The following is a 25,701-nucleotide window of genomic DNA, read 5'->3' as shown; positions in this document are numbered from 1 at the left end:
TCTCCGGGAGAGGATGAAGATCCTTTTCTGAAGGTTTGGCCGGCCTTTTCAAGCCCAATCGAGCAGGCCGGTGGCCGCCTCCAAGAGTCGCCAGGCTGAGCCAGCAAGTTAAGATGTGTTACGGAATCCGTTGGGGCATCTATGGGCGCAACACCGTCAACACCGGTAGTGACAACAGCAGCGAGGCAGCATAACTTGGGTTCCGCAGCGGCGGACTCTCCGGTTATGACCATCCCGCCAGCAAATCTGGGAGTGGCACCGGAGTTGAGCCTGCGTTACGACCCAGAGCAGTTGGCCAAGCAATATCGAGGGCGCTGGGATCTGGTGGTGCGGCGCCTGTTTCAGTTGATCACCCCTTTTTTGGGCTTGTTGGCCTGGGTGTTTTGGGATCGCTGGCGGGGAGTAGAACTGAAGAATCGCCCCAAACATGCGGCCCGGCTACGGGAGATCCTCACGGAATTGGGGCCGACAGCCATCAAAATCGGCCAAGCCCTCTCCACCCGTCCCGATCTGGTTTCGCCCCTGTTTCTGGAGGAACTGGCCAAACTGCAGGATGAGCTGCCCCCCTTTGACAATGCCATCGCTTTTGCCCTCATCGAGTCGGAAATCGGCAAACCCGTAGACAAAATCTTTCGAGAAATCAGCCCCGAGCCGATTGCCGCCGCCAGCTTGGGGCAAGTGTACCAGGCCTACTTGCACAGCGGGGAGAAAGTCGCCGTCAAGGTGCAGCGGCCCGACTTGATTGGGCGCATCTCTCTCGACATGTATATTGTCCGCAGCCTGGCCGCCTGGGCCAAACGCACTTTCCGCCGCATCCGCAGCGACCTGGTGGGCATCGTCGATGAGTTTGCCGGGCGCCTCTACGAAGAAATGGACTACACGCAGGAGGGCCGCAATGCCGAGCGGTTCCTGGCGCTGTACCGTCACCCCTCCATCTACGCTCCCAAAATTTACTGGGAGTACACCCGCACCAAGGTGCTGACGATGGAGTGGATTGATGGCATCAAGCTGACTCAGGTTGACAAAATCGCTGCTGCAGGGCTGGATGGACGGCACTTGATCGAGATCGGTGTCAATTGCTCCCTCAAGCAGCTTTTGGAAAATGGCTTTTTCCACGCCGATCCCCACCCGGGCAACCTCTTGGCCATGTACGACGGGCGGCTGGCCTATATCGATTTCGGCATGATGAGCACCATCGCGCCCCATCAGCGCTACGGCCTGATCAAGGCGATTGTGCATTTGGTAAACCGAGACTTTGCCGGGCTGGCCCAAGACTACGTGGACTTGGAGTTCCTGGATCCAGATACCGACCTGACTCCCATCATCCCTGCTCTGGAGGCTGTCTTCGCCGAAGCGATGGGCAAATCGGTCTCCGAACTGAATTTCAAGAGCATCACCGATCGGCTCTCGGGGGTGATGTACGACTTTCCCTTTCGAGTTCCCGCCTACTACGCCTTGATCATCCGCTCTTTGCTCACCCTGGAAGGGATCGCCATCGGCCTGGATCCCAACTTTAAGGTGTTGAGCGTGGCCTATCCCTACGTGGCTCAGCGCCTGCTCACCGACCCGGCCCCGGAGCTGCGCGTATCTCTGCGGGAGCTGCTGTTTAACCAGGGGCAATTTCGCTGGAACCGCCTGGAGAACCTGCTGCGCAACGCCGTCAACAGCGAGGATTTTGATCTACAGGGATCCCTGGAAAAGGCCGTTGATTTTATCTTTTCTGAGCGGGGCGCTTTCCTGCGGGAGCGCCTAGTGGATGTGCTCTTTTCCAGCTCGGGATCCCAGGGTGGCTCAGATGGCTTGGCTCATTTGCAGCGTCTGTGGGAACTCCTCAGCAGCAACCCGAGCTTTCAGCCGCTGCAGCTTCTGCCGATCGTTGCCAAGGTGGCTGCCAAACCGGAAGCTCAACAACTGGGCCGTCAATTGGCCTCCCGCTGGTTGCAACGCTCGGCAGCTCGCCTCATCCGCGACCTGCTGTTGCCGGATACAGAAAAGCCCAGTTCACCCTCTTCCCTCAACGGGCGTGGCGGGATCCCTGGGCCAGCAACCTCTGCTTCTACCGCTCAACTTCCCCTTCCGGCCTAGCTCAGGTGCTCTTGGGGGGCAGTATCGCTGTTGGGGTTAACAGAGGCCAGAGCCAGCGTAATCCACTCGGAAAATTCATCGCGGCGGAAAACCTGGGGGCGGGAGCGGGGGCCAAAACGCAGCAGGCTGGGCATGCCGTGCTCCTTGAGTCGAGACTGTAGCCAGGTGCCCACACCGGTTTTGCCATCGTTGGGCATTTCGGTTTGGAAGTCACTGTACATCAACAACAACTGGCTGCGAGATTGGAGCACCGCATTCTCTTGAATTAACTTCGGCAAGGAGAGATGGGTGGCTGAGACTGCCCCTTTGCTCCCTTTGGCCGATTCACGACGACGGTCGCGCGGGCGCGGGTTAGTGCTTTCACGGCTCTTGCGGGTTTTGGGTTCACTAGGCATAGAATCTCCTAAACGACAGAGTGCTCCCCAACGGGGGTTAAAGCGGGAACTCGCAGGCCAAAAGCCGAGCCCGCTGTGAAAGTGGCTCGATGGGTACAGTTCTGGAGAATCGCTGAGAAGAGGGACACCTGCTCTTGAGTAAGCGAAGAAGAACTGCGCTGAGCCGGCACGAAAGGCTGGGATCCCTTCGGCGCAACAGCAGTCCACAGCGGGCCGAGCTCCTACCAATACATCCAAGGCCTGCCCTTGTTTTTCCTGTCGGAGGCCAGTTTGGCTACCACGAATCCGCAGGGCAAGCAAGCCCGGATGTTACCCCTATATTGACTTAAAAATGGACAAGTGGACAGTCCCTGGCCGAGAATTTAGCTGCTGCGGCGGGAGCTTCGGAAGGAACTAGGCTTGCCCGCCGGTGGCGAGTATCGCTGAGCTACGGGAGCAGCCTCCTACTACACCTGGAAGCGGTTGTTGGTGGTGTCCAAAAAGGAGTTTCACTGGCTTACTGAGATACTATGCGCATTGCCATTGTCGGGTTGGGGTTGATTGGCGGATCCCTGGCCCTCAAACTGACTGAAAAGGGATATCCCGTCTGGGGGATAAGCCGCAACCCGGCCACCTGCAAACAGGCTCTGGAACGGGGTGCTGTCCAAGGCTGTGGAACCGAGTTGGCCCAGTTGGCTTGCTTTGATCCGCAAATGGTGCTGATCTGTACCCCTCTGGAGCAGGTGTTGACCACGCTAGCCGCCCTGTTGCCTTATTTGTCGGCAGAAACCGTGGTGAGCGATGTCGGCTCGGTTAAGCAGCCCATCGTTGCTCCGGCAACCGAATTGTGGCCCTGGTTTGTGGGGGGGCACCCCATGGCCGGCAAAAGCCTGCAAGGGATCCAAGCGGCAGAAGCTGACTTGTTTCGGGGGCGGCCCTACGTGCTCACTCCCATCGCCGAGACCCAACCTCAGGCTCTCGATGCGGTGAAAGAACTGATTGCTGCTGTTGGCGCAGAAGCTGTCCTCACGGATCCCGCACGCCATGACCGAGCGGTGGCCTGGATCAGCCATTTGCCAGTTATGGTCAGCGCCAGTTTGATCGCAGCGGTTAGCCAAGAAGGGGATCCCGCGATTCTGGAATTGGCCCGCACTTTGGCCAGCAGCGGATTCCGCGATACCAGCCGTGTTGGCGGAGGGATCCCGCAATTGGGTTTGGAAATGGCCCGCCACAACCGGCAGGCGCTGCTGACTGCCCTGCACAGCTACCAAGCCCAGTTACGACAGATAGAGCGGTTGATCGATGGCGAAAAGTGGGACGAATTGCTCCGGGTGCTGCAACGAACTCAACAAGAATGGCAGCAGTTCCCGGTCAACCATCCTCGCGAAATTCTCCACAACCTGGGCGGTGGGAATGGACAGTAGACGTACTCCCCCAAGACTGGGGATCCCAGGGGGGCGGGGGAGTTCATGCTACCTTGGGCTTATGTGGACAGATCGAGCTTATGTTGAGCACGGCTCAGCTTTGGCTTTACCAACTGGAACAATGGGCAACTGAGCTGGTGCAGTTTCAACTGCAGCACCTTTCTCCCGTCAGTCTGCTGGTGGTGGGCTTGGCCGGCTTGCTCACCAGTCTTTCCCCCTGCACGTTGTCTGTGCTGCCGGTGACCATCGGCTACATCGGCGGCTACACCCCCGCTTCTGAGGAAACGGCTGGGGAAGGGCGGCGGCAAGTTTGGGCTCAATCTTTGGGTTTTGCGGCTGGGGTGGCTTTTACCCTGACCCTGCTGGGTTTGTCGGCAGCTTTGCTGGGTCGCGTTTACGGACAAACCGGATCCTTTGGGCCCACTGTGGCGGGGGGAATTGCCATCTTGATGGGGCTGAACTTGTTGGAGGTGCTCCCCCTGCGTTTTCCCGATGGGTTTAACCGCCTCGAGATTCCCGGAGAATGGCCCAGGCTGGGTCGGGCAGTGTTGCTGGGGTTAACTTTTGGCCTGGTGGCCTCTCCCTGCAGTACGCCGGTTTTGGTGGCTTTGCTGGCCTGGGTTTCCACCACAGGGCAGCCATGGGTAGGGGGTGGGCTGTTGCTGGCTTACGGGCTGGGATTGGCCTTTCCTCTGCTCCTGGCGGGGGTGTTTACCGGGTTGGTGAAGCAACTGTTGGCCCTGCGGCGCTGGTCGGGCTGGCTCACTTATGCCAGTGGGGTGGTGTTGGTGGGGTTCGGCAGCGTAACAATCTTGTTGGCTTGGGCCTAAGGGATCCCTGCTGCTGCAGGCTAAGATGGGGCTACACCTACAGCACCCTGTTGGGGACTGCACCTTGCCTGGCAAGAGCAGCGGTCTGAATCTTGAGCCGACAAACTTCTCATGGTCATATACTCTCTCCCGCTTGCCCGCTGGGTTTCCTCGCTGCGGCGGTACTTTCGTCATGAGCTGCTGCCGCTGCTGGCGGATCTGCGCCTGGCCATTGGCCTTTTGTTGGCAATTGCGGTCTTGAGCGCCACCGGCACGGTGATCGAGCAAGAGGAAACAGCGGCTTTTTATCAAGCCCACTATCCGGAGCATCCGGCCCTGTTTGGCTTTCTCACGTGGCGGGTGATCCTGAACTTGGGATTGGATCACGTCTACCGCACCCCTTGGTTTCTGGCCATTTTGATCCTGTTCGGCAGCAGCCTTGCCGCCTGTTCCCTGACGCGCCAATGGCCGATGTTGAAGGGGGCCCGCCGTTGGAGCTATCTCACCCGTCCGCAGTCTTTTCAGCGCCTGCCCTTTTGGACGTATCTGCCCCAACAATCCTTACAAGGGCTGCCGCAGCAGTTGCGCCGACAGGGCTACCTGGTGTTTCAGGAGGGCCATCACCTCTACGCCCGCAAAGGGTTGATCGGCAGGATCGGCCCCATCTTGGTGCATGTCAGCATGCTGCTGATCTTGCTGGGGGCCATTTGGGGCAGCATTAGCGGCTTCAAGGCCCAAGAACTCATTCCCAGCGGCAGCGTGGCTTCCATTCAACACTTGACCGGAGCAGGGGATCTGGCTCGCGCTCACTTGCCCACCTGGCAAATTCGGGCCAATCGCTTCTGGATTGACTACGCTCCCGATGGCCGTGTCAAGCAGTTTTATTCCGACCTCTCGATCTTGGATCAGGGTCAGGAGGTCAAACGTCAGACCATTTCTGTCAACCATCCTCTCTCCTACCGGGGTGTGACCCTCTACCAAGCCGATTGGAGCATCGACAGCATCCGCATCCGCATCAACAACAGCCCCACTTTTCAAATCCCGGTGGTGCCGGTGCGTACCGAGGCAGGCAACAAACTCTGGGGCGCTTTTGTGCCCACCCAGCCGGACATGAGCCAGGGCCTCACGCTGCTGCTGCCGGATCTGCAGGGGACAGCCCTCCTCTACGACACTGAAGGGCAATGGATGGGATCCCTGCGCCAAGGCATGAGCTTGGCCCTCGACGAGGTCGCTCCCCAACGCTTCCCCAACCCCCTCACTCTGTATCTGGATGAGGTGATCGGCGCTACCGGACTGCAAATTAAATCGGATCCAGGGATCCCTGCGGTGTATCTCGGATTTGGCCTGTTGATGGTGGGGGTGGTGATGAGCTACTTCAGCTACAGCCAAATCTGGGCTTTGCAAACGGAGACGGGGCTCTACTTGGGGGGCAAAACCAACCGGGCCTTGGTTACTTTCGAGCGAGAATTCGACCGCTTGGTGGAGCAACAAAAGGTCGCCTTCTCTCTTTCCCAGATCCCGGTGGAAGCTGAGATTGGATAGGTGCTGCCTTTTCCTCCGAAACTGAGCTCTATCTCCTGCCCAATAGGGATCCCATGAGGTTGAAAGCCCTCATTTGATTTTCCTTGCCACACCCTAAAGTTCTCTGGAAGGATGTATACAATGCAGGGATCCAGTGGCCAGTCAGGGGGATCCCTTGGGTCGGGCTCATGGCTTGAGTTTGAGGGGATGTTCTCGGGTCATCCAAAGTGAGAGGGAACTTGAGAAAAATGCAAACTACTGTTTCAGTTTCCACACACTTCTCCACATCCGGAAAGCTTGCTTAGAGATTGAGTTAGAGTGTTTCCAGTCGGTTCCTGCAGTATGCTGCCTTTTCAGGAGGGCAAGACATGAAAGTTGGAGATCGGGTGCGGGTGCGTACCAGCGTGATTGTCTATCACCACCCGGAACATCGCAATCAACCTTTCGACCTCAAAGGCATGGAAGGGGAGCTGAAGGCCGTGCTTCGAGATTGGAATGGCCGCCCGATCAGCGCCAACTTTCCCTTTCAGGTGCAGTTTGACAACAAGTTCCGTGCCCATCTCCAAGCTGATGAGCTAGAGGTGGTGGAGTCGGCTGGTTCTGGAGAGTCTGCTGAGACGGCTGCCTAGTTGAGGCCCAACAGCGTGCGGTTGGTTTCCAGAATCGGCCTGATCAACTTGGTTTCTTCGGGGGTGAGGTAATTGGCTATCACTTCTTGTAGGAAGCGATAGGTGGCCTCGCAACTGCGTTGGGTGCGGAAGGCCCGCATTAAGGTCTGGAACCAGTAGAGAAATCGATCTTTGTAGCGTTGCTCATCGTCCAGGAGCATGGCCAAAGCCGAGAGGCGCAAAACCCGCACGGTGTCAGCCTTCCACTTGTTGCTGAAGTCTTCCACCCCTCGCATGAGCAAGTAGGGATCCAGCGCGCGCATTTTCATCTCCACATCCCGGATGATCTGGGCTTCCGCCGCCTGGATCTTGCGATAGGCGCTCAGGCGAAGGTCAAAGGAGGCTAGGTAGGTCTCCATGAACTGCAGCTCCTCATCCCTGAGATACCGTCCGTCGGCAGTGATGCTCAGTTCGCGCAGTTGAGTCAGCATAGGGATCCCTGGGCAAGCTGGAATGAGAATGGAAAAAACACCACCTGTTCTGACTGACGGTCCAGCCTTGGTCTCTCAATCCTATCCCCAAACTCCCGGCCAGAAGAGGGGAATTGCAGGGATCCCCGGCAACCCTCTCAGTCAGGTTAATATTAATTAACAGTCTGTTGCTGCAAGAACCCACCCGACCCCAGATTGTTACCCATAGGTCACCATCTGCGAGTTCGATTCAAAAACACCCTTTGGGAGGAAACACTTCCGTGAGTCAGAAAGGTAAAAACAAGAAATGGAGAAGCGCGGGGTTATATGCGCTACTGGCCATCGTCTTGATCTCTTTAGCCACCACCTTCTTGGGTACCCGCCCGCCTGAGCGTTTGGAGATCAGCTACTCCGACCTGATCAGCCGTGTTGAACGGGGCGAGGTCAGCAAAGTTTTGGTGGAGACGGCCCCGGATGGTCGCCAGGTTGCCATTGCCGAGGCAGAAATCAACAACCGCGCCACCCAAGTGCAGGTGAATCTGCCCCCCCTTACCCCTGAGTTTGAGAACACCCTGGTTGCCAACGGGGTGGAGCTGGCGGTACGCCCTGTTCAAGAGGAGGGGCTACTTGGGCGCATTCTCAGCACCTTCTTCCTGCCGGTTTTGCTCTTGCTGGGGCTCTTTTTCCTGCTGCGGCGGGCTCAAAATGGCCCAGGCAGCCAAGCTCTCAACTTCGGCAAATCCAGGGCACGGGTGCAGATGGAGCCGAAAACCCAGATTACCTTCAACGATGTGGCCGGCATCGATCAGGCCAAGCTGGAGCTGGCAGAAGTGGTGGATTTCCTGAAAAACTCAGAGCGCTTCACCGCTTTGGGAGCCAAGATTCCCCGCGGGGTGCTGCTGGTGGGCCCGCCCGGCACCGGTAAGACCCTGTTGGCCCGCGCCGTAGCCGGAGAAGCAGGTGTGCCCTTTTTCTCCATTTCCGGCTCCGAGTTTGTGGAGATGTTTGTCGGGGTCGGCGCTTCTCGCGTGCGGGATCTGTTCGAGCAGGCCAAGCAAAATGCTCCCTGTATCGTCTTCATCGACGAAATTGATGCGGTCGGTCGCCAGCGGGGAGCTGGCTTGGGAGGTGGCAACGACGAACGGGAGCAGACCCTGAACCAGTTGCTCACCGAGATGGACGGTTTTGAGGGCAACTCCGGCATCATCGTCATTGCGGCCACCAACCGACCGGATGTGCTGGATGCGGCGCTGCTGCGGCCCGGTCGCTTCGACCGCCAAGTTACGGTGGATCGCCCCGACTTCCAAGGCCGCCTGGAGATCCTCAAGGTGCATGCCCGCGGCAAAACCCTGTCTGCCGATGTGGATCTGGAGAAATTGGCCCGCCGTACCCCTGGGTTTACCGGCGCCGACTTGGCCAACCTCCTGAACGAAGCGGCTATTCTGGCTGCCCGCCGCAACCTCACCGAGATCTCCATGGACGAGATCAACGACGCGGTGGATCGGGTGTTGGCCGGCCCAGAGAAGAAGGATCGGCTGATGAGCGAGCGGCGCAAGGAGTTGGTGGCCTACCACGAGGCGGGCCATGCCCTGGTGGGATCCCTCTTGCCCAACTACGATCCCATCCAAAAAGTGACGATCATCCCCCGGGGACAAGCAGGTGGCCTCACCTGGTTCATGCCCAGCGATGACGACATGGGACTAACCACCCGTGCCCATCTGAAGAACATGATGACCGTTGCCTTGGGTGGGCGCGTGGCCGAAGAAGTGGTCTACGGAGAGTCGGAGATCACCACAGGGGCAGCCAGCGACCTGCAGCAGGTGGCCCGCATCGCCCGCAACATGGTGACCCGCTTCGGTATGAGCGATCGCCTGGGAAATGTAGCCCTAGGTCGCCAGTACACCAACATTTTCCTGGGCCGGGAAATCGCCGCAGAACGGGATTTCTCGGAGGAAACAGCGGCCCTCATTGACGAAGAGGTGCGGCGGCTGGTGAACGAGGCCTACCAACGGGCCACCTACTTGATTCGGGAAAACCGTGCCCTCTTGGATCGGATCGCCCGTCGTTTGGTGGAGGCCGAAACCATCGATGGGGAAGAGCTGCAGGCCATCATCGACAACTCTGAGGTGGTGATGCTGCCCCCCGAAGAGGAGCCAGAGCCGCTGACTCTGCCTATGGCCGTCAACGCCAGCGCCTAGTCTCTTTTCCCCAAGCGCAAACCCGGGATCCCTGCTTTTCCTCTTGAGGAGAGAGGGATCCCAATGTTTTGTATGATTTGCGCTGGGAGAGGGGGAGTCCACCCTAGCCGGCAACAGCCGAACCCAACAAAGTCCGGCTCGCCTCTGCTTCCAGGGGCTGAGGCTCGTAGATTTTCAGCACGTACTCCGCTACCATGCGGTCGGTGTTAAAAACGGGGTTGAGCGTGCGGATCGCCTCCTTCATGCGGGCAATCCAACGACGTGGGATCCCTTTCTCATCCCGGTCGTAGAACATGGGGATTACTTCATACTCCAACAAGTCGTAGAGGGAGTTGGCGTCCAAGTCGTCTTGGGCAGCGGGATCCAGACCTTCGATTTCTTGGCCAATAGCCCAGCCATTGCGACCGTTGTAACCCTCCGGCCACCAGCCATCCAGCACCGACAAATTCAATCCCCCACTGAAGCCCACCTTTTGCCCTGAGGTGCCAGAGGCTTCCAGAGGGCGTCGCGGGTTGTTCAGCCACACATCGACCCCCTGCACCAAATTGCGACCGACATAGGCATCGTAGTTTTCGATGAAGGCGACCCGGTTGGCCACCTCAGGCCGGTTGGACCATTCCACCACCCGCTGGATCAGGCGCTTGCCCCCTTCATCCCGGGGATGGGCCTTGCCGGCGAAGATAATCTGTACAGGGTACTCTTTGTTGGTGAAGATGCGGGTAATTCGCTCCAGATTTCGCAGGATCAAATCTCCTCGCTTGTAGGTGCTGAAGCGGCGGGCAAACCCAATCGTCAAGACCTTGGGATCCAACAACTGGTTGACCGCTTGGATGCGTTCGTTGCTTTCGCCGCGATTGCGCCGGGCCCGCAACACCCGGTGACGGGTAAAAGACACCAGCCGCTCCCGCAGAGCTTCTTTGCGCCGCCACAGTTCTTCATCTGGGATCTCTTCCACCTTGGCCCACAGTTCCGGGTCTGACACCCGCTCCGGCCAATCGGGGCCCAAGTACTGGTCGTAGAGATTCCAGAAGAGGGGGGAAACCCAGGTACGGGCGTGAACCCCATTGGTAATGGAGCTGATGGGCACCTCATCCACCGATCGCTCAGGGTAGAGCACATGCCACATTTCGCGAGAAACCCGTCCGTGGAGCTTGCTTACGCCATTGGCTGCCCGCGCGTACCGCAAAGCCAGCACCGTCATGTTAAAGCGCTCCCAGGGATCCCCGGTGCGCCGAGCTCCCAAAGCCAAAAATTGTTCCCGCGTCAGGCCCAGTTGTGGCCAGAAAGAGGCAAAAAAGGCATCCATTTCATTGGGGCTAAAGGCATCGTGGCCAGCCGGCACCGGTGTATGGGTGGTAAACACGCATTTTTCCCGCACCTTGGCCTCCGCCGTCTCGAAGGGGGTGCCCCGCGCCACCTCCTCCCGCAGCAACTCCAGCGTTAGGAAAGCAGCGTGCCCTTCATTCATGTGATAGACCATGGGATCCAAACCCAACTGGCGCAGCAGACGCACCCCACCGATGCCTAGAATGCACTCTTGGGCGATGCGGGTATCGGTGCTGCCCCCGTAGAGGTGGGCGGTAATCCAGCGGTCGATGGGGTCGTTCTCCGGCAGGTCGGTGTCCAGCAGAAAAAGAGGTACCCGGCCCACGTCCGCCCGCCAGGCCCGCGCCTTCACCAACCGCTGCCGCATCGCCACTTCCACCAACAGAGGGCTGCCATCCGGCTGGCGCACCAGAGTCAACGGCAGAGACTCAAACTCAGAGTCTTCGTAAAGCTCCCCCTGCCAGCCATTGTTGTCCAGGCGCTGCTGGAAATAGCCCTGACGGTAGAGCAATCCGACGGCCACCAGGGGCACCCCCAAATCTGAAGCCGACTTGAGGTGATCGGCGGCCAACATACCCAGCCCGCCAGAGTAGGTGGGCAAAGACTCGTGCAAGCCGTATTCGGCACAGAAATAGGCAATAGGACGCTGCCAGTCGTAGGTTTTCATGGTGCGCTTGGCCCAGGTATCCTCAGCCGTCATGTACTGCCGATAGGACTGCACCATCCGGTTCAACGTGTTGAGGTAGTTCACATCGGTGGCCAAGGCTGCCAACCGCAAGTAGGAAACCTCCTCCAGCATGCGCACCGGGTTGTGGGAGGTTTTTTCCCACAGGGCGGGATCCATTTCCCGGAAAATGGTGAGGTGATCCGGGTTCCAGGTCCACCAATAGTTGCGGGCGATCTCGCACAGGGGCGTGAGCGCTTCCGGCAGCACCGGACAACGTTCGGGAAAAGCAGGAGCTAAGGTGGCAATGGACATAGGACAGATACCTGGGGTTAAAGTTATGGGCTCGAAAAAGAAGAGGTAGAGGTCGATCCTGGTAAACGTATCTCAATTATTATTGAGCCGATCCTGAGGATTCTGAGGGGGGAATTCAAGATCTCTACAAAATCTTCAGGGGACGTAACCCAAATTTTCCAGGGCTTCTCCCGATCTTGCCACAGCAGCGCGGAGCCTTCAAAAACAGGGGTCGCAGGCAGCCCAGCTTTCGATTCCGGCAGAAGCTGCCCGTCTAGAAGCTGCCCGTCTATCGTAAGAGATGGTGCAACATTAGAGTTAACTCAAAGTTAACAAAATCTACAGAACCCCAACGAACCCTTGGGAAACCCCTCCAGATCTGTATAGAATGCTCAGAATGCTGCTTTCCATAAGCTCTTAAAAACTGCAGATACTTTTGCTACCAATCGATGATTTTGTTGGCTTCTCCCTGAAGTTGAGCCCTAACGTCCTTCCACCACTGCCAAGGTGGTGTTGCGGTAGTAGTGGCTGAGGATCTGTTGGTAGGAGTAGTTCTGGCTGGCCATCCCAGCCGCTCCCCACTGGCTCATGCCGACGCCATGTCCGTAGCCGCGCCCCTGAATCTCAAAGAAAGCCGGGAATGTCCCTGCCACAGGAGCCAGGCTGGCCGTAGTGGTGGCCTCCCCGCGCGGGCTAATGGCAATCTTTGTGCTGCGCAACCCAAGAGCCCGACGAAAATCGCCGGCATTGAGATCTTTGATCCCTTGGGATCCCGTCAGGCGCACCGTGATCGCCCGTCCCCACGGGGAGCTGCGCAGCACCTCAACAGAACGAATAGCCCCGATCCCGGCAGCCAATTGCTGAATCTGCTGGGCAGGAACGGTGGCCGTCCAGCTAAACACGGGTGAGTGGTGATCGAAATCGGGCACCCCCTGCAAGTAGGGCCGCGATTCTAACCAGACGTTGCCTGCATCATCTGTATGTCCCCCCGCAGAGGAGTGGAAAACCGCATTGATCAACTGCCCCTGGTAGATGAGAACCTGCCCGGCGGTCTCACGGGCAGCCGCTTGGGTACGGCTGGATTCGGCAGCCACTCCCTTGTAAACCTGCCAATCAATCCCGTTTCCTAAGTCAAAAGGCTGCTGGGAACGGCGACTGCGGTGGTAGAGGGCATAGGTGCGGGAGGCCACGGCTTGGGCTTTGAGAGCCTCCATGGGAAAACGGTGTCCCATCTCGCTGCCCACTACGCTGGAAACGTAGTCCTCCAAGCCAACTTGGTTGATGGCAATCACCCCGCGCTCGCCGGGGATCAACTCCACCAAGCCACGGTACCAATTCTGGTCGATAAACACCAACCCATCGGGGACAGTGGGCTGCAGGTAAAGACGTTCTCCCTGTTGGCCGGCCAAACTGACTGCTGAACCCGAACGGCTGGCCTGCAGCGGTTGCATGGCCTGAACCTCTGCCAGCGGCTGTCCCTGGGCATTCAACAGGCGGGCTCCGGTAGAGCTGCCGACGGTGACCTGGGGCTTGTTGACGGCAATACCTACCCGCAGCAGTACCCGTGCCTGCACCGGAAAGGTCAAGCACAGCCAAGCCCAAACCAGAAGGGCAATACTCCTAAGCCAAGCTGATGGGAGAGGAGAAAAGGAGAGGGCAATAGTCACACACCAATCCTCTGGGAAAGAGTATCACAGCCGGCGAGGGATCCCGGACAAGTCGGGTTTTGAGAATCCAGGCATAGGGCCGACGCACCCTCAACAACCCAAGCGGCCACCGTTGGGCTCAAGAGATCCCGCACTCGGAAAGCCTTTTTTGAGGCTGGTGCGGGATCCCGGGCAAGGGCCAGCCGAACCCGTTATGACAGTATCAAAAACATCCTGCAGATGCACGACTTCAACCCAGAATTTTCCGCCCCCAGTCCCTCGGTCAGGATTCAGCCGGCTCAGAGGGGATCCCGCGCCGGTGGCAAAACCACTGCTGCAATAGGCGGCGACACTCGGCCTCGCAGACTCCGCCGATGACCTCCGGGCAATGGAAGCTGGCAGCGGAGGCAGGCAAATTGAGTACACTGCGCAAAGCCCCGGCCTTGGGATCATCGGCGCCGTAGATTACCTGGGCCAGCCGCGATTGGCTGATTGCCCCCGCACACATAGGGCAGGGCTCCAGGGTCACATACAGCCGACAGCCCTGCAGCTGCCAATCGCCCAAGCGCTGCCCTGCCTGCCGTAGGGCCAGAATCTCCGCATGGGCCGTGGGATCCCGATCCCGTTCCCGCCGGTTACTGCTCAGGGCCAACAGCTCTTCCCCTGGCCCGACTACCAGAGCGGCCACCGGAACCTCTCCGGCTTCTCCCGCTTGCTCAGCTTCTCGCAAGGCCAACTGCATCCAGGCGCGGTGGCGCTGCCACAGATCCCACCCTTGCGGCTCGGAGGAATGGAGCATACTCGGATCCCCGATCATTTTGGGCGTTTCGAGCACTGCCTCTGTCCGCAAGATTTGCTAGGGTAAGCACACATACCCCGAACATCCAAAAGTAAAGAGTAGGAATAGATAGAATAGACCAGGAGTGAACTGGGTCTTGATGGCGTAAGTCGGGGGAGCGGGTTCACGCCTTTTGAGTCTTGGCGATACGGCTTAGCTTTGGGAGGGATCATGGCGCGGATTCTACGGCATACACTTTTGGCGATGGCTCTGTTTGGTGGAGGCGTCGCGGGTGGGGTCTGGCTATCGTCTCGATCGGGGCAGGAGTGGTTACAGCAAACTCCTCTGGTCACTTGGACGCGACGGGCCGGTGAGGGAGTAGGATCCCTTTTGCCCTGGTCTGAGCCCCGCCCTGAGGCTGCGAATTCTGCCCCTCCCGCCGATGCCGTCCGGCCTTCCAATTTTATTGCTGCAGTTGCCCAAAAGGTCGGCCCAGCGGTGGTGCGCATCGATGCCACCCGCACCGTGTCGAGGGGGGTCAACCCAGAACTGTTCAACCAGCCCCTGTTTCGCCGCTTCTTTGGGGATCAACTACCGCAGTTGCCGCAGGAGTTTCGGCAAGAAGGCACCGGATCGGGGTTTATCATCGACGCCAGTGGCCTGATCCTCACCAACGCCCATGTGGTGGAAGGCAGCGAGCGAGTCAGGGTTCACCTGCTGGATGGGCGCACCTTTGAAGGGGAGGTGAAGGGCTCAGATCCGGTTACCGATATCGCAGTGATCAAAATTGAGGGGGAGAATCTGCCCACGGTTACTTTGGGTAACTCTGACTTGGTGCGACCGGGGGATTGGGCTATTGCCATTGGCAACCCGCTGGGCCTAGACAATACCGTGACTGCCGGGATCATCAGTGCTGTTGGGCGCTCCTCCGGGCAAATTGGAGCTGCCAACAAGCGGGTGACTTTCCTGCAAACGGATGCGGCCATTAACCCCGGCAACTCGGGCGGCCCGTTGCTGGATGCGGAAGGCCGCGTGATTGGGGTGAATACGGCCATCTTCCAGCGAGCTCAGAGCGTCGGCTTTTCCATCCCCATCAACCGCGCCATGGACATTGCCGAGCAACTGATCCGTGACGGTCGGGTAGAACACGCCTTCTTGGGCATTCGCATGATCACCCTCAACCCTGACATTGTGGCGCGCCTCAACCGCGACCCCGCTCGTCCCACCACGCTGACGGTGGAAGAAGGGGTCTTGATCGGGCAGGTGATTTCGGGATCCCCGGCTGAGGAGATTGGCTTGCGGGAGGGGGATGTGATCACTGAAATCAATGGGCAGGCCATCCGCGATGCCGAGCAGGTGCAGCAGTTGGTGGAAGCCGCCGGGGTGGGCAATACGCTGACGCTGCGGGTCATCCGCGATGGACAGGCGCGCACCTTCCAGGTGAAGACGGGAGTGCTGCCCGTAGACTTCTAAGCAGTTTTATGTGCCGTCAATTTGATCCCCGTGACACAATGGCCCTAGAGGCGGGGGTCAGGTATGGCTTGGGCAGTCGGCGAAAGACTACAGGGGGGGCGCTACCGCATTGAGGCCATCTTAGGAGAGGGGGGCTTCGGCATTACCTACCGGGCCTGGGATAACGTCCGTGCCGACCAGGTGGTTATCAAAGTTTTGAACGACAGCCTTCGTGAGGATCCCGACTATCCCCACTTCCAGCAGAACTTCATGAATGAGGCGCTGCAACTGGCCCGCTGCCGCCACCCCCATGTGGTGAAGGTGGAAGAAGTGATCTGGGAGCAGGAGCGCTGGTGTATTGTGATGGAGTACATCCGCGGCCAGACTCTGCACCAGCTTCTGCGGCAAAAAGGGCCGTTGCCCCTGCCGGAAGCCCTGCGCCTGACGCGGGAGGTGGGATCTGCCCTGATGGCCTTGCACGAACAGGGGATCCTGCATCGGGATGTGAAGCCATCCAACATCATGGTGCGGGAGGGATCCGGGCAGGCAGTTTTGATCGACTTTGGCCTAGCTCGCGGCTACACCCAAGGTCTGATCCAACGCCACACCTCCTACGGCACCGATGGCTATGCTCCTCTAGAGCAATACGACAGCTTGCGCCGCCGCGGCGCCTTCACCGATGTCTACGCCTTGGCAGCAACCCTCTACACGGCGCTGACGGGGATGGTGCCTATGTGTGCGCCAGTGCGGGCCACAGGCCGCCAGTTGGATACCCCTCGCAGCCTTAACCCCAACATTCCCGAGGTTGTGGAGGCTGCCATTCTCAAAGGGATGGCTCTCCACCCAGAAGAGCGCCCGCAAACCATGGCCGAGTGGCTGGCACTGTTACCGGCAGAAGCCTCTCAACAAGGGAGGAAGCCGGTTGCTTTTGAGCCAGCCATCCGCACCCAAGAGCTGAGGGAGCTGGAGCAGATCTTGGCCCAGCCTCCAGAACCCCAAGACGAGCTGGAACAGCTTTTGGCCAGCCACTCGGCAGAAGAGCTGGAGCAACTGGTGGCACCGCCCACCCCCCCGACGGTGAAAAGAGAGACAGGGCCCGGATCCCTGATTTTTCCTGAGGTCTGTCCAGAGGAGAGAGGGAAGGGGGGATCCCTGCCCGGAACTCTCTCTTGGCCAGAGTGGGTGGGGGAAGCAGCCCCTGCCTTGCAAGGTCTGTGGGATCGGCTGCGAGCGGGGCAGTGGGGGGAGGCGGATCGCTGGACGACAGCCCTGATGCTGAAGCTTGCTGGGCGCTCGCAAGTGGGCTTTTTTGATCCCAAGGATGTTCAGGCCTTCCCCTGCCCCATGCTGCGGCTGATTGACCAACTGTGGGTGCGGGCCAGCCATGGGCGCTTTGGCTTTACCGTCCAGAAGCAACTTTGGCAGGAGTGTGACCCGGAGGGAAGAGGAGGGATCCGTTCGGGCTCCTTCTCAGCCTTGCCCCGCGAAGACTGCATGGGGGAAAGAGTCGGCTGGCAGGTGCAGGGCCGCTGGCTGGGATATGGGGAGCTCACAACCCGTCTGGCAGCGCCTAAGGGTCATCTGCCGGTGGGCTTTTTTTGGGGCTACTCAGGTGGCCTACGTGCGGCGCTGCTGATGCTGGATCGGGCGGTATTGAAAAAGTTCAAAGCTTGCCTGTAAAAAACTCCCCCCTCCCAAAGGGAGAGGGGCTGGGGAGTGAGGGGATAGAAAGCCCTAGTAGCGGTGCACCAGCTTGTTGATGGGCTTGAAGATGTCTGCCTCAAACTTTTTGCCCTTGAGCATGCGGTTCCAATAGAGCCAGGGTAATAGATGCACCTTGGCTAGGTACATGGAGTAGCGCTCCCGCGTTGGGTCCAGGGGGAAGGAGGGAGCTAGCTTTGCATTGTAGGCAAACTCGGCCATGATCAGGGAGTTGTAGCCTGTAATCAAGGGGCAGCAGGTGTAGCCGTCGTAGCGGGCCACTAGCGGCTTCGACTGCATGGCGGCCAAGAGGTTTTCCGCCAGTACCGGCGCTTGCTTGCGGGCGGCAGCCGCCGTTTTGGACGTTGGCAGAGAAGAGGCATCTCCCAAGGAAAACACGTTGGGGTAGCGGGTGTGCTGCAGCGTTGCCTTATCCACATCCACCCATCCTCCCGGCCCGGCCAGGGGGCTGCGCTTGACAAAGTCCGGAGCGCTCATGGGCGGAGCCACGTGGATCATGTCGTAGTGCAGGCTCACCTCTTCTTTGCCATTGTCGGTGGTGACTTCAAAGATGGCTTCCTGAGTCTCAGGCCGGATGGCTTTGAGGTTGTGCTTGAATTTCACCTGGATCCCTCGCCGCTCTACCACCTTCTCCAGGGCAGCACTGTACTCCGGCACGGCAAAGAGAGTGGGAGTGGCTGTGCAAAAGAGAACCTTGGTGTTGACGCCAACCCCACTTTTGCTTTTGAAGACATCGTCGGCCAGGTACATGATTTTTTGGGGGGCGCCGCCGCACTTGATTGGCGTAGCCGGGTACGTGAAGATGGCTGTTCCCCCCTTGAAGTTGCGGATGGTCTCCCAAGTGTAGGAGACGTAGTCCTTGGAGTAGTTGCTGGTTACTCCTCCTTTGCCCAGCGCCTCCGGCAAGCCCTCGATCAAGTGCCAGTCAATCTGGATCCCGGGGGCCATTATGAGGTAGTCGTACTGAATAACCTGGCCGGTCTCGGTGATGACGCGGTTGTGATCTGGATCCAGCTCTGCCACTCGCGCTTGAATCCAGGTGGCTCCCTTGGGGATCACAGTCCTTTCGTCCCGGATAAACTTGGCCAGGGGGGCAATACCTCCCCCTACCAATGTCCAGCCGGGCTGGTAGTAGTGCTTGTCGGAGGGCTCGACAATCGCGATATCAAGATTGCGCTTGCGCTCCAGCAACTGGGCCGCTGCGCTGATGCCGGCAGCCCCTCCTCCCACTACAACAATTTGATGGTGAATGACAGGTTGCGAAGTTCTGGAGGTGGATCCCTCCACGCCAGGGCGCCCGTTCGTTTGGGTGGAGGCGGGTGGGGATTGGGTTTTGAGTTCCATTGGCTTAGTAGTCGTTGACACAGCAGTTTCCTCAAACAGAACTGAACTTGAGCTCAAGAAGCTGTTTAGTTTAATGCGGAAGAACCTGTTAAATGACAGCCAACAGCCCCGAACCGGCAATCCGTAGAAGACTCTGCAAATTGCCAGCCTTCAGGAGCTGCAGCTGGGAAACAAGTCTAACCATAACACCCGATAAGAATATGGCCATTTTTTCAAGCTGTCGAACATTTGAGGCAAATCTTAGCCTAGGACTTAGGCTTTGTTGACGCTGGGGGGAACAGCGGCACTTTTGGGGGGTAGGCGGCGTCGGCTAGGCTGTGGACTGTACGAGGGATTTGCCGTTGAATTCACGGCTGGCTTTCAAGTTCTGTTGCGATTCAACTAGAGACCTGCGATGGCAAAATCCGTCTCCCCTGACTCATTGCCGGCAGCTCCCTGGCACGCCCTGCCCGAAGAGGAAGTTGCCCGCCAAATCGTTGCAGTGGATCTGCTTCTGGCGGCGCTTCTGGAACGGGGTCTGTCTCAAGCTGAGGTGATCCAGCGGCAGAAGCAATATGGCCCCAACGAGCTAAAGGCCAAGGCGGCTACCCCGGCCTGGGTGAAGTTTCTGCAGCAGTTCAACCAATCCTTGCTCTACATCTTGATGGTTGCCGGGGCGGTCAAGGCGTTTTTGGGATCCTGGCGCAATGCCATCGTGATCTGGGCGGTGGTGGTGATCAACGCCCTCATCGGCTACATCCAAGAGTCCAAAGCGGAGGAAGCGATCGCCGCCCTGGCCCAGTCGGTGGTGACGGAGGTTACTGTCATCCGGGAGGGGCAAAAACTGCGGGTGCCCTCGCGGGAGCTGGTGCCGGGGGATGTGGTGCTGCTGAGTTCGGGAGATAAGGTGCCCGCCGACCTGCGCTTGCTGAGCGTGCGCAACTTGCAGGTGGATGAATCGGCCCTGACCGGAGAGTCGGTGCCGGTGGAAAAACGGCTGGGATCCCTGGCGGAAGACACACCCCTAGCCGACCGCCAGAACATGGCCTATGCCGGCAGCTTTGTTACCTTCGGCCAAGGAGCAGGGGTGGTGGTGGCCATTGGCAACCAGACTCAAACAGGCCGTATCTCGGAGTTGGTCGAAAAGGGGGGATCCCTGCAAACTCCCCTAACACGCAAGTTCGAGGAATTCAGCCTCATGCTGCTCAGGATCATCCTCAGCTTGGCCGGGCTCACCTTTTTGGTGGGATTGGCTCAGGGACAGGGGGCGGCCAGTGTCTTTGAGGCGGCAGTGGCGCTGGCGGTGAGTGCTATCCCCGAAGGCTTGCCGGCGGTAGTCACTGTAACCTTGGCGATTGGGGTTTCCCGCATGGCAAAACGCCACGCCATCATTCGCAAGCTACCGGCAGTGGAAACCCTGGGCAGTGCCACGGTGATCTGCTCTGACAAAACCGGCACCCTCACGGAAAACCAGATGACGGTGCAGGCCATCTACGCCGGATCCCAGCTCTACCAAGTTACGGGCAGTGGCTACAGTCCTCAGGGACAAATCCTGGCCCAGGAGGGGGGTGATCCAGTGGAAGTGGAGCGGCTGCTGGCGTTACAGGCTTGTCTCTTGGCCGGCTGCCTCTGCAATGACACCCGTCTGCAACCCAAAGACAACGGCCAGTGGGAGGTGGTAGGGGATCCCACCGAGGCGGCTCTGCTTGTGGCAGCCCAGAAGGGGGGTCTGGATCTGGAAGAACTGCAGCGCCGCCGCCCTCGCCTGGACAGCATCCCCTTTGAATCCGAGTTTCAGTACATGGCCACCCTGCACCGGCTGGGGCCAGAAGAGCATTGCCTCTATGTCAAGGGATCCGTAGAGGCTCTCTTGTCCCGCTGCCATAGCCAGATGGGATCCCAGGGGGAGATCCAGCCTCTGGAAGAGGAGCGGATTCGCCAGCAGGTGGAGGCCTTGGCACGGCAGGGGCTGCGAGTTCTGGCCTTTGCCCAAAAAACCGTCCCCAGCAGCCAAACTCGGGTGGATCACCCAGATCTGCAGGAGGGTTTAATCTTCCTCGGTTTGCAGGGAATGATTGACCCGCCGCGGCCGGAGGCCATTGCCGCCGTGCGTTCCTGTCAAACGGCTGGGATGCAGGTGAAGATGATCACCGGCGACCACGTGCTCACGGCTCAGGCCATTGCCGAGCAGATGGGCCTGGGGGGTGGAAAACCTGTGCAAGCCTACAGCGGTCGAGATCTGGAGCAGTTCAGCCCGGAGGAATTTGTGGAAGCTGCCAATCGGGGATCCGTCTTCGCACGGGTGGTGCCAGAGCAAAAGCTGCGCCTGGTGGAAGCTCTGCAAGCGCGGGGGCAGATCGTGGCCATGACCGGCGATGGCGTCAACGACGCTCCGGCCCTAAAGCAAGCAGATGTGGGGATTGCCATGGGGCGAGGCGGCACCGAAGTGGCCAAAGCTGCTGCCGACATGATCCTGACCGATGACAACTTCGCCTCCATTGAGGCAGCCGTTGAGGAGGGGCGCACGGTTTACAACAACCTGCTCAAAGCCATTGCCTTCATCCTGCCGGTGAACGGGGGGGAATCGATGACGATTCTCCTCAGCGTGCTGCTCAACCGCGAGCTCCCTATCTTGGCCATTCAAGTGCTGTGGCTAAACATGATCAACTCCATCACCATGACGGTGCCTCTTGCCTTTGAGCCGAGCACAGGCCGAGAGATGACCCGCCCGCCGCGGGATCCGGAGGCCAACTTGCTCTCTCCTAGGCTGCTGCAGCGCATCCTGCTGGTGTCCGTGTTCAACTGGATCTTGATCTTCGGGGTTTTTGAATACATCGAACAAACCACCGGCAACCTTAACCTGGCCCGCACCATGGCCATCCAAGCGTTGGTGATCGGGCGAATTTTCTATTTGCTCAGCCTCAGCCAAGCCATTCCTACCCTGCTGGGTCGTGGACGTGCCAGCCAATTGGAGCGCCATGAGCGCCTCATGGACACAGCGGCCATTGCCATCGGCATTGGGGCAGCCATCCTGCTGCAGATCCTCTTCAGCCAGTGGAGCCTGTTCAACATTATCTTCGACACAGCACCCCTGTCTTGGGAGCAATGGGGCTTTTGTTTGCTGGTGAGCTTGCCACTCATCGTTGTCTCAGCGGTGGCCAATCGAGTGGATCCTGAATAAATAACTTGCTTTGGGCAACTCGCGCTCACTGCGCTCCCATCTGAAGAAGTGCCGAAGAGGGGATCCCTCAGCCATTACTCAGATGTAGCCGGCCTCTGCCAAGAGATAAAAATGCCTGCTGGCCTAGGTCTGATGGCATCCAGCTTCACACCGCTCTGGCTGTCTTTTCGACCGATTTGCGCAAGGCAATCACCATCTCAGCGGCGGTTTTTTGGAAAGTCGAGCCTGTTTTCTGGCTGTGATCAGAGTTTGGGGCAGCCGACGAGTGGGGATGAGGCTGTAGAAAGCGGTGAGTCGGATCTACACCGCGGTACTACCCCCAAGGCGATCTTTTGTCAGCTCCATCCACAAAAGCCCCAGCACTCTTCAGGGCTTGAGTTCTTTTTGCCCCCATCACCTTTTGGCAAGGGTAGGAACACCTCTTGAGGGAGACGAGGTTTTTCCTTCGGAGCTGCTGGCTCAAGGAACAAGAGAAAAACCTGTCTTCAAAAAAGTCTCAGACTTTCGGTTGCAGGAGTACATCACAAGGGTATGATCTTAAGAGAAGGATGTAGGACATTAAAAAATGTCAGATATACCACCACAACCTTTAACCGGGAAGGCTCTGCTCCAGAAGGTCGAAGCGTTGGGGCATCTTCCACGCCGAGAAACGGCAAAGCGATGTGGCTATGTAACCATGACCAAGACCAACAAGCCTCGCGTCAACTTGAATGAGTTCTATGACGCGGTGCTGGCGGCAAAAGGTCTGAGTCTCAGCCCAAGTTCCAGCCGAGACAAGCGCGGTCGTGAACCAACCTTTCGAGTCAGCGTCCACAAAAATGGGCAGTTGATCATTGGGTCGGCCTACACCGAAAAAATGAATCTCAAGCCTGGGGATGAGTTCGAGATTCAGCTGGGTTACAAGCACATTCACCTCAAGCAAGTGCTAAACGGCCAGGTGGTGGAGGAGTCAACCCCAAGTAAAGAAGCTTCCCCCAAAGCGACTCGCGGTCGCCGAAAAAAAACTGCTGGGGCTTGAACCTCTCCTGGGGTTGAGGAGAAGGGATCCAGTTGACGAACTGTCACTGTGTGGCTTTCTTCTTGCCTTGCCCTCTTTAAGATGGGATCCAAAGCCTAGGTTCACCCTCTTGCTGACCCTAGATAAGGATCCCTATGCAACAGAAGGTTCAGCCACCCCTCAAGTTTTTGCCGCCGCGATTGACGCCTTGGGTCGTTCATTTCGCTCAAGCAGGCTTGCCCCTTTGGTTGCGATGGACCAAAGGGATCCCTCGCGTTGAAGTAGAGGGGGGAGAGCGTTTGGCTCAGCTTTATCAGCAGTTTGAGGCGGGCAAGATTCGCCTGTTGGTGGCGTTTCGACACCCGACCCTCGATGATCCCCCCTGCTTGATGTACTTGTTCGCCCATCTCCTGCCGCAGGTGGCCCAACGCCAGGGGATCCGCTTTCGGGGCCGGCCCCACGTTTTGTTTGTCTACGACCGCGGCCTACCTCTGTGGCTGGGATCCGTTGCCCGTTGGGGCTTGCCGCGCTTGGGCGGGATCCCGATTTTGCGAGGCCGTCTGGATCGGGCAGGGCTAAAAAGTTCTCGTGAGCAGTTTGTATCGGGCCGATATCCGCTGGCGGTAGCTCCAGAAGGGACGATCAACGGCATGAGCAGTCTTCTCAACCCGTTGGAGCCGGGGGTAGCCCAGATGAGCTTTTGGGCGGTGGAGGATCTGCACAAGGCGGGACGGCCAGAGCAGGTGCTGATCCTGCCGGTGGGCCTTCGCTATTCTTACCTGCGGGATCCCAGTGCCGCTCTGAATAGATTGCTCAGCCGCATGGAGGCCGATTGCAAGCTGCCACCCCCGCGCTCAACCCATGCCAGTCAGGCCTTTTTGCTGGCCCGTATCCTTCGCTTGGGAGAACACCTGCTGCAAGTCGTGCAGACCTTCTATGAGCGCTTTTATGCCCCTGCCCTTCCTGCTGCAGATAGAGCCCAAGTTAAAGAGGGGGATCTGTTGGCGCGTCTTCAAAGCTTATCGGATCTGGCCCTGCGCGTGGCCGAGCAGCATTTTGGTCTGGAGCCCCAGGGAGACTTAATCGAGCGGCGGCACCGCATCGAACAGGCGGGCTGGGCCTGGATCTACCGCGAAGATATTGCCGATATTGCTGGTCTCTCGGCTCTGGAGAGGGGGCTGGCCAATCGAGTGGCTGCTGAGGCCAGTTTTCACCTCTGGCACATGCGCTTGGCGGAAACCTTGATGGTGTTTGCGGTGCGCCCCATGCCCGAGCAGCCCAGTCTAAGTCTAGACGAGTTGGCGGAAACCGCCCTGCGCCTCTGGAGTCTGCTGGCTTGGATCAAAGGAGAAAATCCCGTCGGAACTGCTCCCCCCCGCTTGGGCCCCCGCCTGGCGCGTTTCAGCATTGGGGATCCCCTCTCGGTTTCCGAACGCTGGCCCGCCTACCAGGCCAACCGCCGACAAGCCGTACAAGCCCTCACCCAAGATTTACAAGCAGAAATGGAGCGGCTTATCAAAGGGATCCCGTGCTCCCCTGCGGTCCTCCCTGCTGTCTGACATGCCTAGTCGGCTCAGGGGCAAAAAGTGTAACAATTCCTGAGACATCTTGTGAGATATTTCGTGAAAGTAAGACGAACTTTTGCATTATCTGACAAGCAGGTGAAGGAAAGGGGAAGTTTCTGGCTCTTGGGGTAGAAAGGGGGCAGAAAGGAAGTGAGGCTCGTTGGCTTGGTCTATGTCTGATGAGCTGCTCCGCGCCATTCGCAGACGCGACCTGGAGGCCGCCACTTCAGCCGTGCAGCATTTGCGTTCTCGCCATTTAAGTGAAGCTGTGATCACCTCGATGGTGATGGTGGCCGTGGAGCGGTTGGCATGGGATGAAGGCGACCGGGCCGCCGCCAGTTGGTTACTGCGTCGCTGCTCCAGACGACGGCGCTGAAGGGATCCCCCCTGGCCCAGAGGTCATTGCAATACTTCCCCTTTCCCTGGATCCGAGGGGCTTCCCGTGTCAACCTGCCCACAAAGCCCTATCCGCAGAGGGATTAGCTTTCTTCCTTGCCCTTGTTCGGATCGTCGGGATGCTGTCGGTCTTCATCAAGGAACATAAGCCTCTGGCGAACAGCCAATCGGTACTCGGAGGTGCGCCGAGAGAGAGAAGTCCACGCTCCTGCGCTGCCCAATTTAGACTTCTGATATAGCAAGGACGCGCTGGGAGCGAAGCCAACGGTTTGGGCATCCCCAATGGCAGCCAGATCGGCGCTTAAGAAGACAAACTGCCAGCTCTCCTTCTCGGTTTTTTCCTTGATCATCTTCTCAATTTGCTCTTTGCGGAACTCGCGACTGGCATTCTCTTGCCCATCGGTTACCACAACCATCACAACCTTGGCCGGGCGATCTGCCTCGCTGAGTTCGCTGAGGCTCTTTTCTAGGTCGATGATGCCGCGCCCCATGGCATCCAGCAAGGGAGTAGAAGCTCGCGGCACGTAGGTCTCGCGGGTCAGCTCAGGGACCTCGGCAATTGGCTTGAAGCGGTGAATGACTTCATAGGGATCCTGGGAGTCGAACTGAACCAAGGTAAGGGTGGCACTTCCCGGTTCTGCTCCTGTAGAAAATCTAACTCTGGGGTGCAGTGATCTGTTTGTGAAGGTTTGCTTGCAATCTGTTACAAAGGGTATGAATGCTTATGAACGCTTTTTGAGTTCGCCTTGGTAGCTGGGAGCGCCAGAGCATTGTCTCGAATATTCAGCTCGACTACGGGTTAGCATTTTCTCTTAATTTTTAAGTGCTTCATATCCTAAGTACTAACAATGGTTCGTAAACTAACACA

19 protein-coding genes are annotated in these 25,701 nt (G+C 58.5%); 12 read left to right on the top strand and 7 right to left on the bottom strand.

Annotated features, from left to right (window positions below):
• Positions 1-225: 225 nt before the first annotated feature.
• The gene (locus ACVWY8_RS07155) at positions 226-2,085 is read left to right on the top strand and encodes an ABC1 kinase family protein (RefSeq protein WP_457384053.1); all 1,860 of its coding nucleotides are present in this window, start codon (positions 226-228) and stop codon (positions 2,083-2,085) included.
• On the opposite strand, the gene ACVWY8_RS07150 is transcribed toward ACVWY8_RS07155, so the two are convergent.
• Positions 2,082-2,480, bottom strand: a complete 399-nt coding sequence (locus ACVWY8_RS07150; protein ID WP_414330450.1) for a hypothetical protein — start codon at positions 2,478-2,480, stop codon at positions 2,082-2,084. The genes ACVWY8_RS07155 and ACVWY8_RS07150 overlap by 4 nt on opposite strands.
• 509 nt (positions 2,481-2,989) lie before the next feature.
• Between ACVWY8_RS07150 and ACVWY8_RS07145 the strand changes: the two genes are divergently transcribed.
• From ACVWY8_RS07145 to ACVWY8_RS07130, 4 genes are all read left to right on the top strand, one after another.
• Entirely contained in the window at positions 2,990-3,883 is an 894-nt protein-coding gene (locus tag ACVWY8_RS07145; RefSeq protein ID WP_457393619.1) for a prephenate/arogenate dehydrogenase, read from the top strand.
• Positions 3,884-3,963: 80 nt separating this feature from the next.
• Positions 3,964-4,713 carry a cytochrome c biogenesis protein CcdA gene (locus ACVWY8_RS07140; RefSeq protein ID WP_457393620.1) on the top strand — a complete coding sequence of 250 codons (750 nt, stop codon included), beginning with the start codon at positions 3,964-3,966 and terminating at the stop codon, positions 4,711-4,713.
• Between the two features lie 111 nt (positions 4,714-4,824).
• A complete protein-coding gene (locus tag ACVWY8_RS07135) occupies positions 4,825-6,234 on the top strand; it encodes a cytochrome c biogenesis protein (protein WP_457393622.1) in 1,410 nt (469 codons plus the stop codon).
• 347 nt (positions 6,235-6,581) lie between these two features.
• Entirely contained in the window at positions 6,582-6,842 is a 261-nt protein-coding gene (locus ACVWY8_RS07130) for a ferredoxin-thioredoxin reductase variable chain (RefSeq protein WP_414349997.1), read from the top strand.
• Here ACVWY8_RS07130 and ACVWY8_RS07125 read toward each other — a convergent pair.
• Positions 6,839-7,312 carry a globin family protein gene (locus tag ACVWY8_RS07125; RefSeq protein ID WP_414349996.1) on the bottom strand — a complete coding sequence of 158 codons (474 nt, stop codon included), beginning with the start codon at positions 7,310-7,312 and terminating at the stop codon, positions 6,839-6,841. The two genes, ACVWY8_RS07130 and ACVWY8_RS07125, sit on opposite strands and share 4 nt — an antisense overlap.
• 260 nt (positions 7,313-7,572) lie before the next feature.
• Between ACVWY8_RS07125 and ftsH the strand changes: the two genes are divergently transcribed.
• On the top strand, positions 7,573-9,489 hold the full coding sequence (ftsH, locus tag ACVWY8_RS07120) for an ATP-dependent zinc metalloprotease FtsH (RefSeq protein ID WP_414332108.1): 1,917 nt from the start codon (positions 7,573-7,575) through the stop codon (positions 9,487-9,489).
• 103 nt (positions 9,490-9,592) lie between these two features.
• Here the strand turns inward: ftsH and glgP are convergent, their stop codons facing one another.
• The 3 genes from glgP to ACVWY8_RS07105 form a co-directional block, all read right to left on the bottom strand.
• Positions 9,593-11,794 carry an alpha-glucan family phosphorylase gene (gene glgP, locus ACVWY8_RS07115; RefSeq protein WP_457393624.1) on the bottom strand — a complete coding sequence of 734 codons (2,202 nt, stop codon included), beginning with the start codon at positions 11,792-11,794 and terminating at the stop codon, positions 9,593-9,595.
• 461 nt (positions 11,795-12,255) lie between these two features.
• A complete protein-coding gene (locus tag ACVWY8_RS07110; RefSeq protein ID WP_457393626.1) occupies positions 12,256-13,440 on the bottom strand; it encodes a SpoIID/LytB domain-containing protein in 1,185 nt (394 codons plus the stop codon).
• Between the two features lie 262 nt (positions 13,441-13,702).
• On the bottom strand, positions 13,703-14,218 hold the full coding sequence (locus ACVWY8_RS07105; RefSeq protein WP_457393628.1) for a nucleoside deaminase: 516 nt from the start codon (positions 14,216-14,218) through the stop codon (positions 13,703-13,705).
• A gap of 210 nt (positions 14,219-14,428) precedes the next feature.
• Between ACVWY8_RS07105 and ACVWY8_RS07100 the strand changes: the two genes are divergently transcribed.
• Both ACVWY8_RS07100 and ACVWY8_RS07095 read left to right on the top strand, forming a co-directional pair.
• Complete coding sequence (locus ACVWY8_RS07100; protein WP_457393630.1) at positions 14,429-15,670, top strand: HhoA/HhoB/HtrA family serine endopeptidase; 1,242 nt, start codon at positions 14,429-14,431, stop codon at positions 15,668-15,670.
• A 63-nt stretch (positions 15,671-15,733) separates the two neighbouring features.
• On the top strand, positions 15,734-17,329 hold the full coding sequence (locus ACVWY8_RS07095; protein ID WP_457393632.1) for a protein kinase domain-containing protein: 1,596 nt from the start codon (positions 15,734-15,736) through the stop codon (positions 17,327-17,329).
• A gap of 54 nt (positions 17,330-17,383) precedes the next feature.
• Here ACVWY8_RS07095 and ACVWY8_RS07090 read toward each other — a convergent pair whose 3' ends face one another.
• The gene (locus ACVWY8_RS07090) at positions 17,384-18,715 is read right to left on the bottom strand and encodes an NAD(P)/FAD-dependent oxidoreductase (RefSeq protein WP_457393811.1); all 1,332 of its coding nucleotides are present in this window, start codon (positions 18,713-18,715) and stop codon (positions 17,384-17,386) included.
• A gap of 394 nt (positions 18,716-19,109) precedes the next feature.
• Here ACVWY8_RS07090 and ACVWY8_RS07085 point away from each other — a divergent pair, with 394 nt between their 5' ends.
• The 4 genes from ACVWY8_RS07085 to ACVWY8_RS07070 all read left to right on the top strand — a co-directional run bounded on the left by ACVWY8_RS07085 (position 19,110) and on the right by ACVWY8_RS07070 (position 24,813).
• Positions 19,110-21,875, top strand: coding sequence for a cation-transporting P-type ATPase (locus tag ACVWY8_RS07085; RefSeq protein ID WP_457393634.1), 2,766 nt, complete (start codon positions 19,110-19,112; stop codon positions 21,873-21,875).
• Positions 21,876-22,440: 565 nt separating this feature from the next.
• Positions 22,441-22,893, top strand: coding sequence for an AbrB family transcriptional regulator (locus ACVWY8_RS07080; RefSeq protein WP_011432404.1), 453 nt, complete (start codon positions 22,441-22,443; stop codon positions 22,891-22,893).
• 134 nt (positions 22,894-23,027) lie between these two features.
• Positions 23,028-24,431, top strand: coding sequence for a 1-acyl-sn-glycerol-3-phosphate acyltransferase (locus ACVWY8_RS07075; RefSeq protein ID WP_414522697.1), 1,404 nt, complete (start codon positions 23,028-23,030; stop codon positions 24,429-24,431).
• Positions 24,432-24,609: 178 nt separating this feature from the next.
• A complete protein-coding gene (locus ACVWY8_RS07070; RefSeq protein WP_041436260.1) occupies positions 24,610-24,813 on the top strand; it encodes a hypothetical protein in 204 nt (67 codons plus the stop codon).
• Between the two features lie 103 nt (positions 24,814-24,916).
• Here the strand turns inward: ACVWY8_RS07070 and ACVWY8_RS07065 are convergent, their stop codons facing one another.
• Positions 24,917-25,447 (bottom strand): hypothetical protein, encoded by a 531-nt coding sequence (locus ACVWY8_RS07065; RefSeq protein WP_011432401.1) that lies wholly within the window; start codon positions 25,445-25,447, stop codon positions 24,917-24,919.
• Between the last annotated feature and the right edge of the window lie 254 nt (positions 25,448-25,701).

The sequence above is a fragment of the Thermostichus sp. OS-CIW-32 genome (genome assembly GCF_054060415.1).
Note: the sequence above shows the minus strand (reverse complement) of the source record. Positions and strands in the feature narration are given on the sequence as shown.

Bases quoted from the DNA above. Each gene is read 5' to 3' on its own strand.
- ACVWY8_RS07130 (WP_414349997.1), top strand. From the start codon at position 6,582: ATGAAAGTTGGAGATCGGGTGCGGGTGCGTACCAGCGTGATTGTCTAT.
- glgP (WP_457393624.1), bottom strand. From the start codon at position 11,794: ATGTCCATTGCCACCTTAGCTCCTGCTTTTCCCGAACGTTGTCCGGTG.
- ACVWY8_RS07140 (WP_457393620.1), top strand. From the start codon at position 3,964: ATGTTGAGCACGGCTCAGCTTTGGCTTTACCAACTGGAACAATGGGCA.
- ACVWY8_RS07095 (WP_457393632.1), top strand. From the start codon at position 15,734: ATGGCTTGGGCAGTCGGCGAAAGACTACAGGGGGGGCGCTACCGCATT.
- ACVWY8_RS07085 (WP_457393634.1), top strand. From the start codon at position 19,110: ATGGCAAAATCCGTCTCCCCTGACTCATTGCCGGCAGCTCCCTGGCAC.
- ACVWY8_RS07135 (WP_457393622.1), top strand. From the start codon at position 4,825: ATGGTCATATACTCTCTCCCGCTTGCCCGCTGGGTTTCCTCGCTGCGG.
- ACVWY8_RS07145 (WP_457393619.1), top strand. From the start codon at position 2,990: ATGCGCATTGCCATTGTCGGGTTGGGGTTGATTGGCGGATCCCTGGCC.
- ACVWY8_RS07075 (WP_414522697.1), top strand. From the start codon at position 23,028: ATGCAACAGAAGGTTCAGCCACCCCTCAAGTTTTTGCCGCCGCGATTG.
- ACVWY8_RS07080 (WP_011432404.1), top strand. From the start codon at position 22,441: ATGTCAGATATACCACCACAACCTTTAACCGGGAAGGCTCTGCTCCAG.
- ACVWY8_RS07155 (WP_457384053.1), top strand. From the start codon at position 226: ATGACCATCCCGCCAGCAAATCTGGGAGTGGCACCGGAGTTGAGCCTG.
- ACVWY8_RS07070 (WP_041436260.1), top strand. From the start codon at position 24,610: ATGTCTGATGAGCTGCTCCGCGCCATTCGCAGACGCGACCTGGAGGCC.
- ACVWY8_RS07090 (WP_457393811.1), bottom strand. From the start codon at position 18,715: ATGGAACTCAAAACCCAATCCCCACCCGCCTCCACCCAAACGAACGGG.
- ACVWY8_RS07125 (WP_414349996.1), bottom strand. From the start codon at position 7,312: ATGCTGACTCAACTGCGCGAACTGAGCATCACTGCCGACGGACGGTAT.
- ACVWY8_RS07150 (WP_414330450.1), bottom strand. From the start codon at position 2,480: ATGCCTAGTGAACCCAAAACCCGCAAGAGCCGTGAAAGCACTAACCCG.
- ACVWY8_RS07100 (WP_457393630.1), top strand. From the start codon at position 14,429: ATGGCGCGGATTCTACGGCATACACTTTTGGCGATGGCTCTGTTTGGT.
- ACVWY8_RS07105 (WP_457393628.1), bottom strand. From the start codon at position 14,218: ATGCTCCATTCCTCCGAGCCGCAAGGGTGGGATCTGTGGCAGCGCCAC.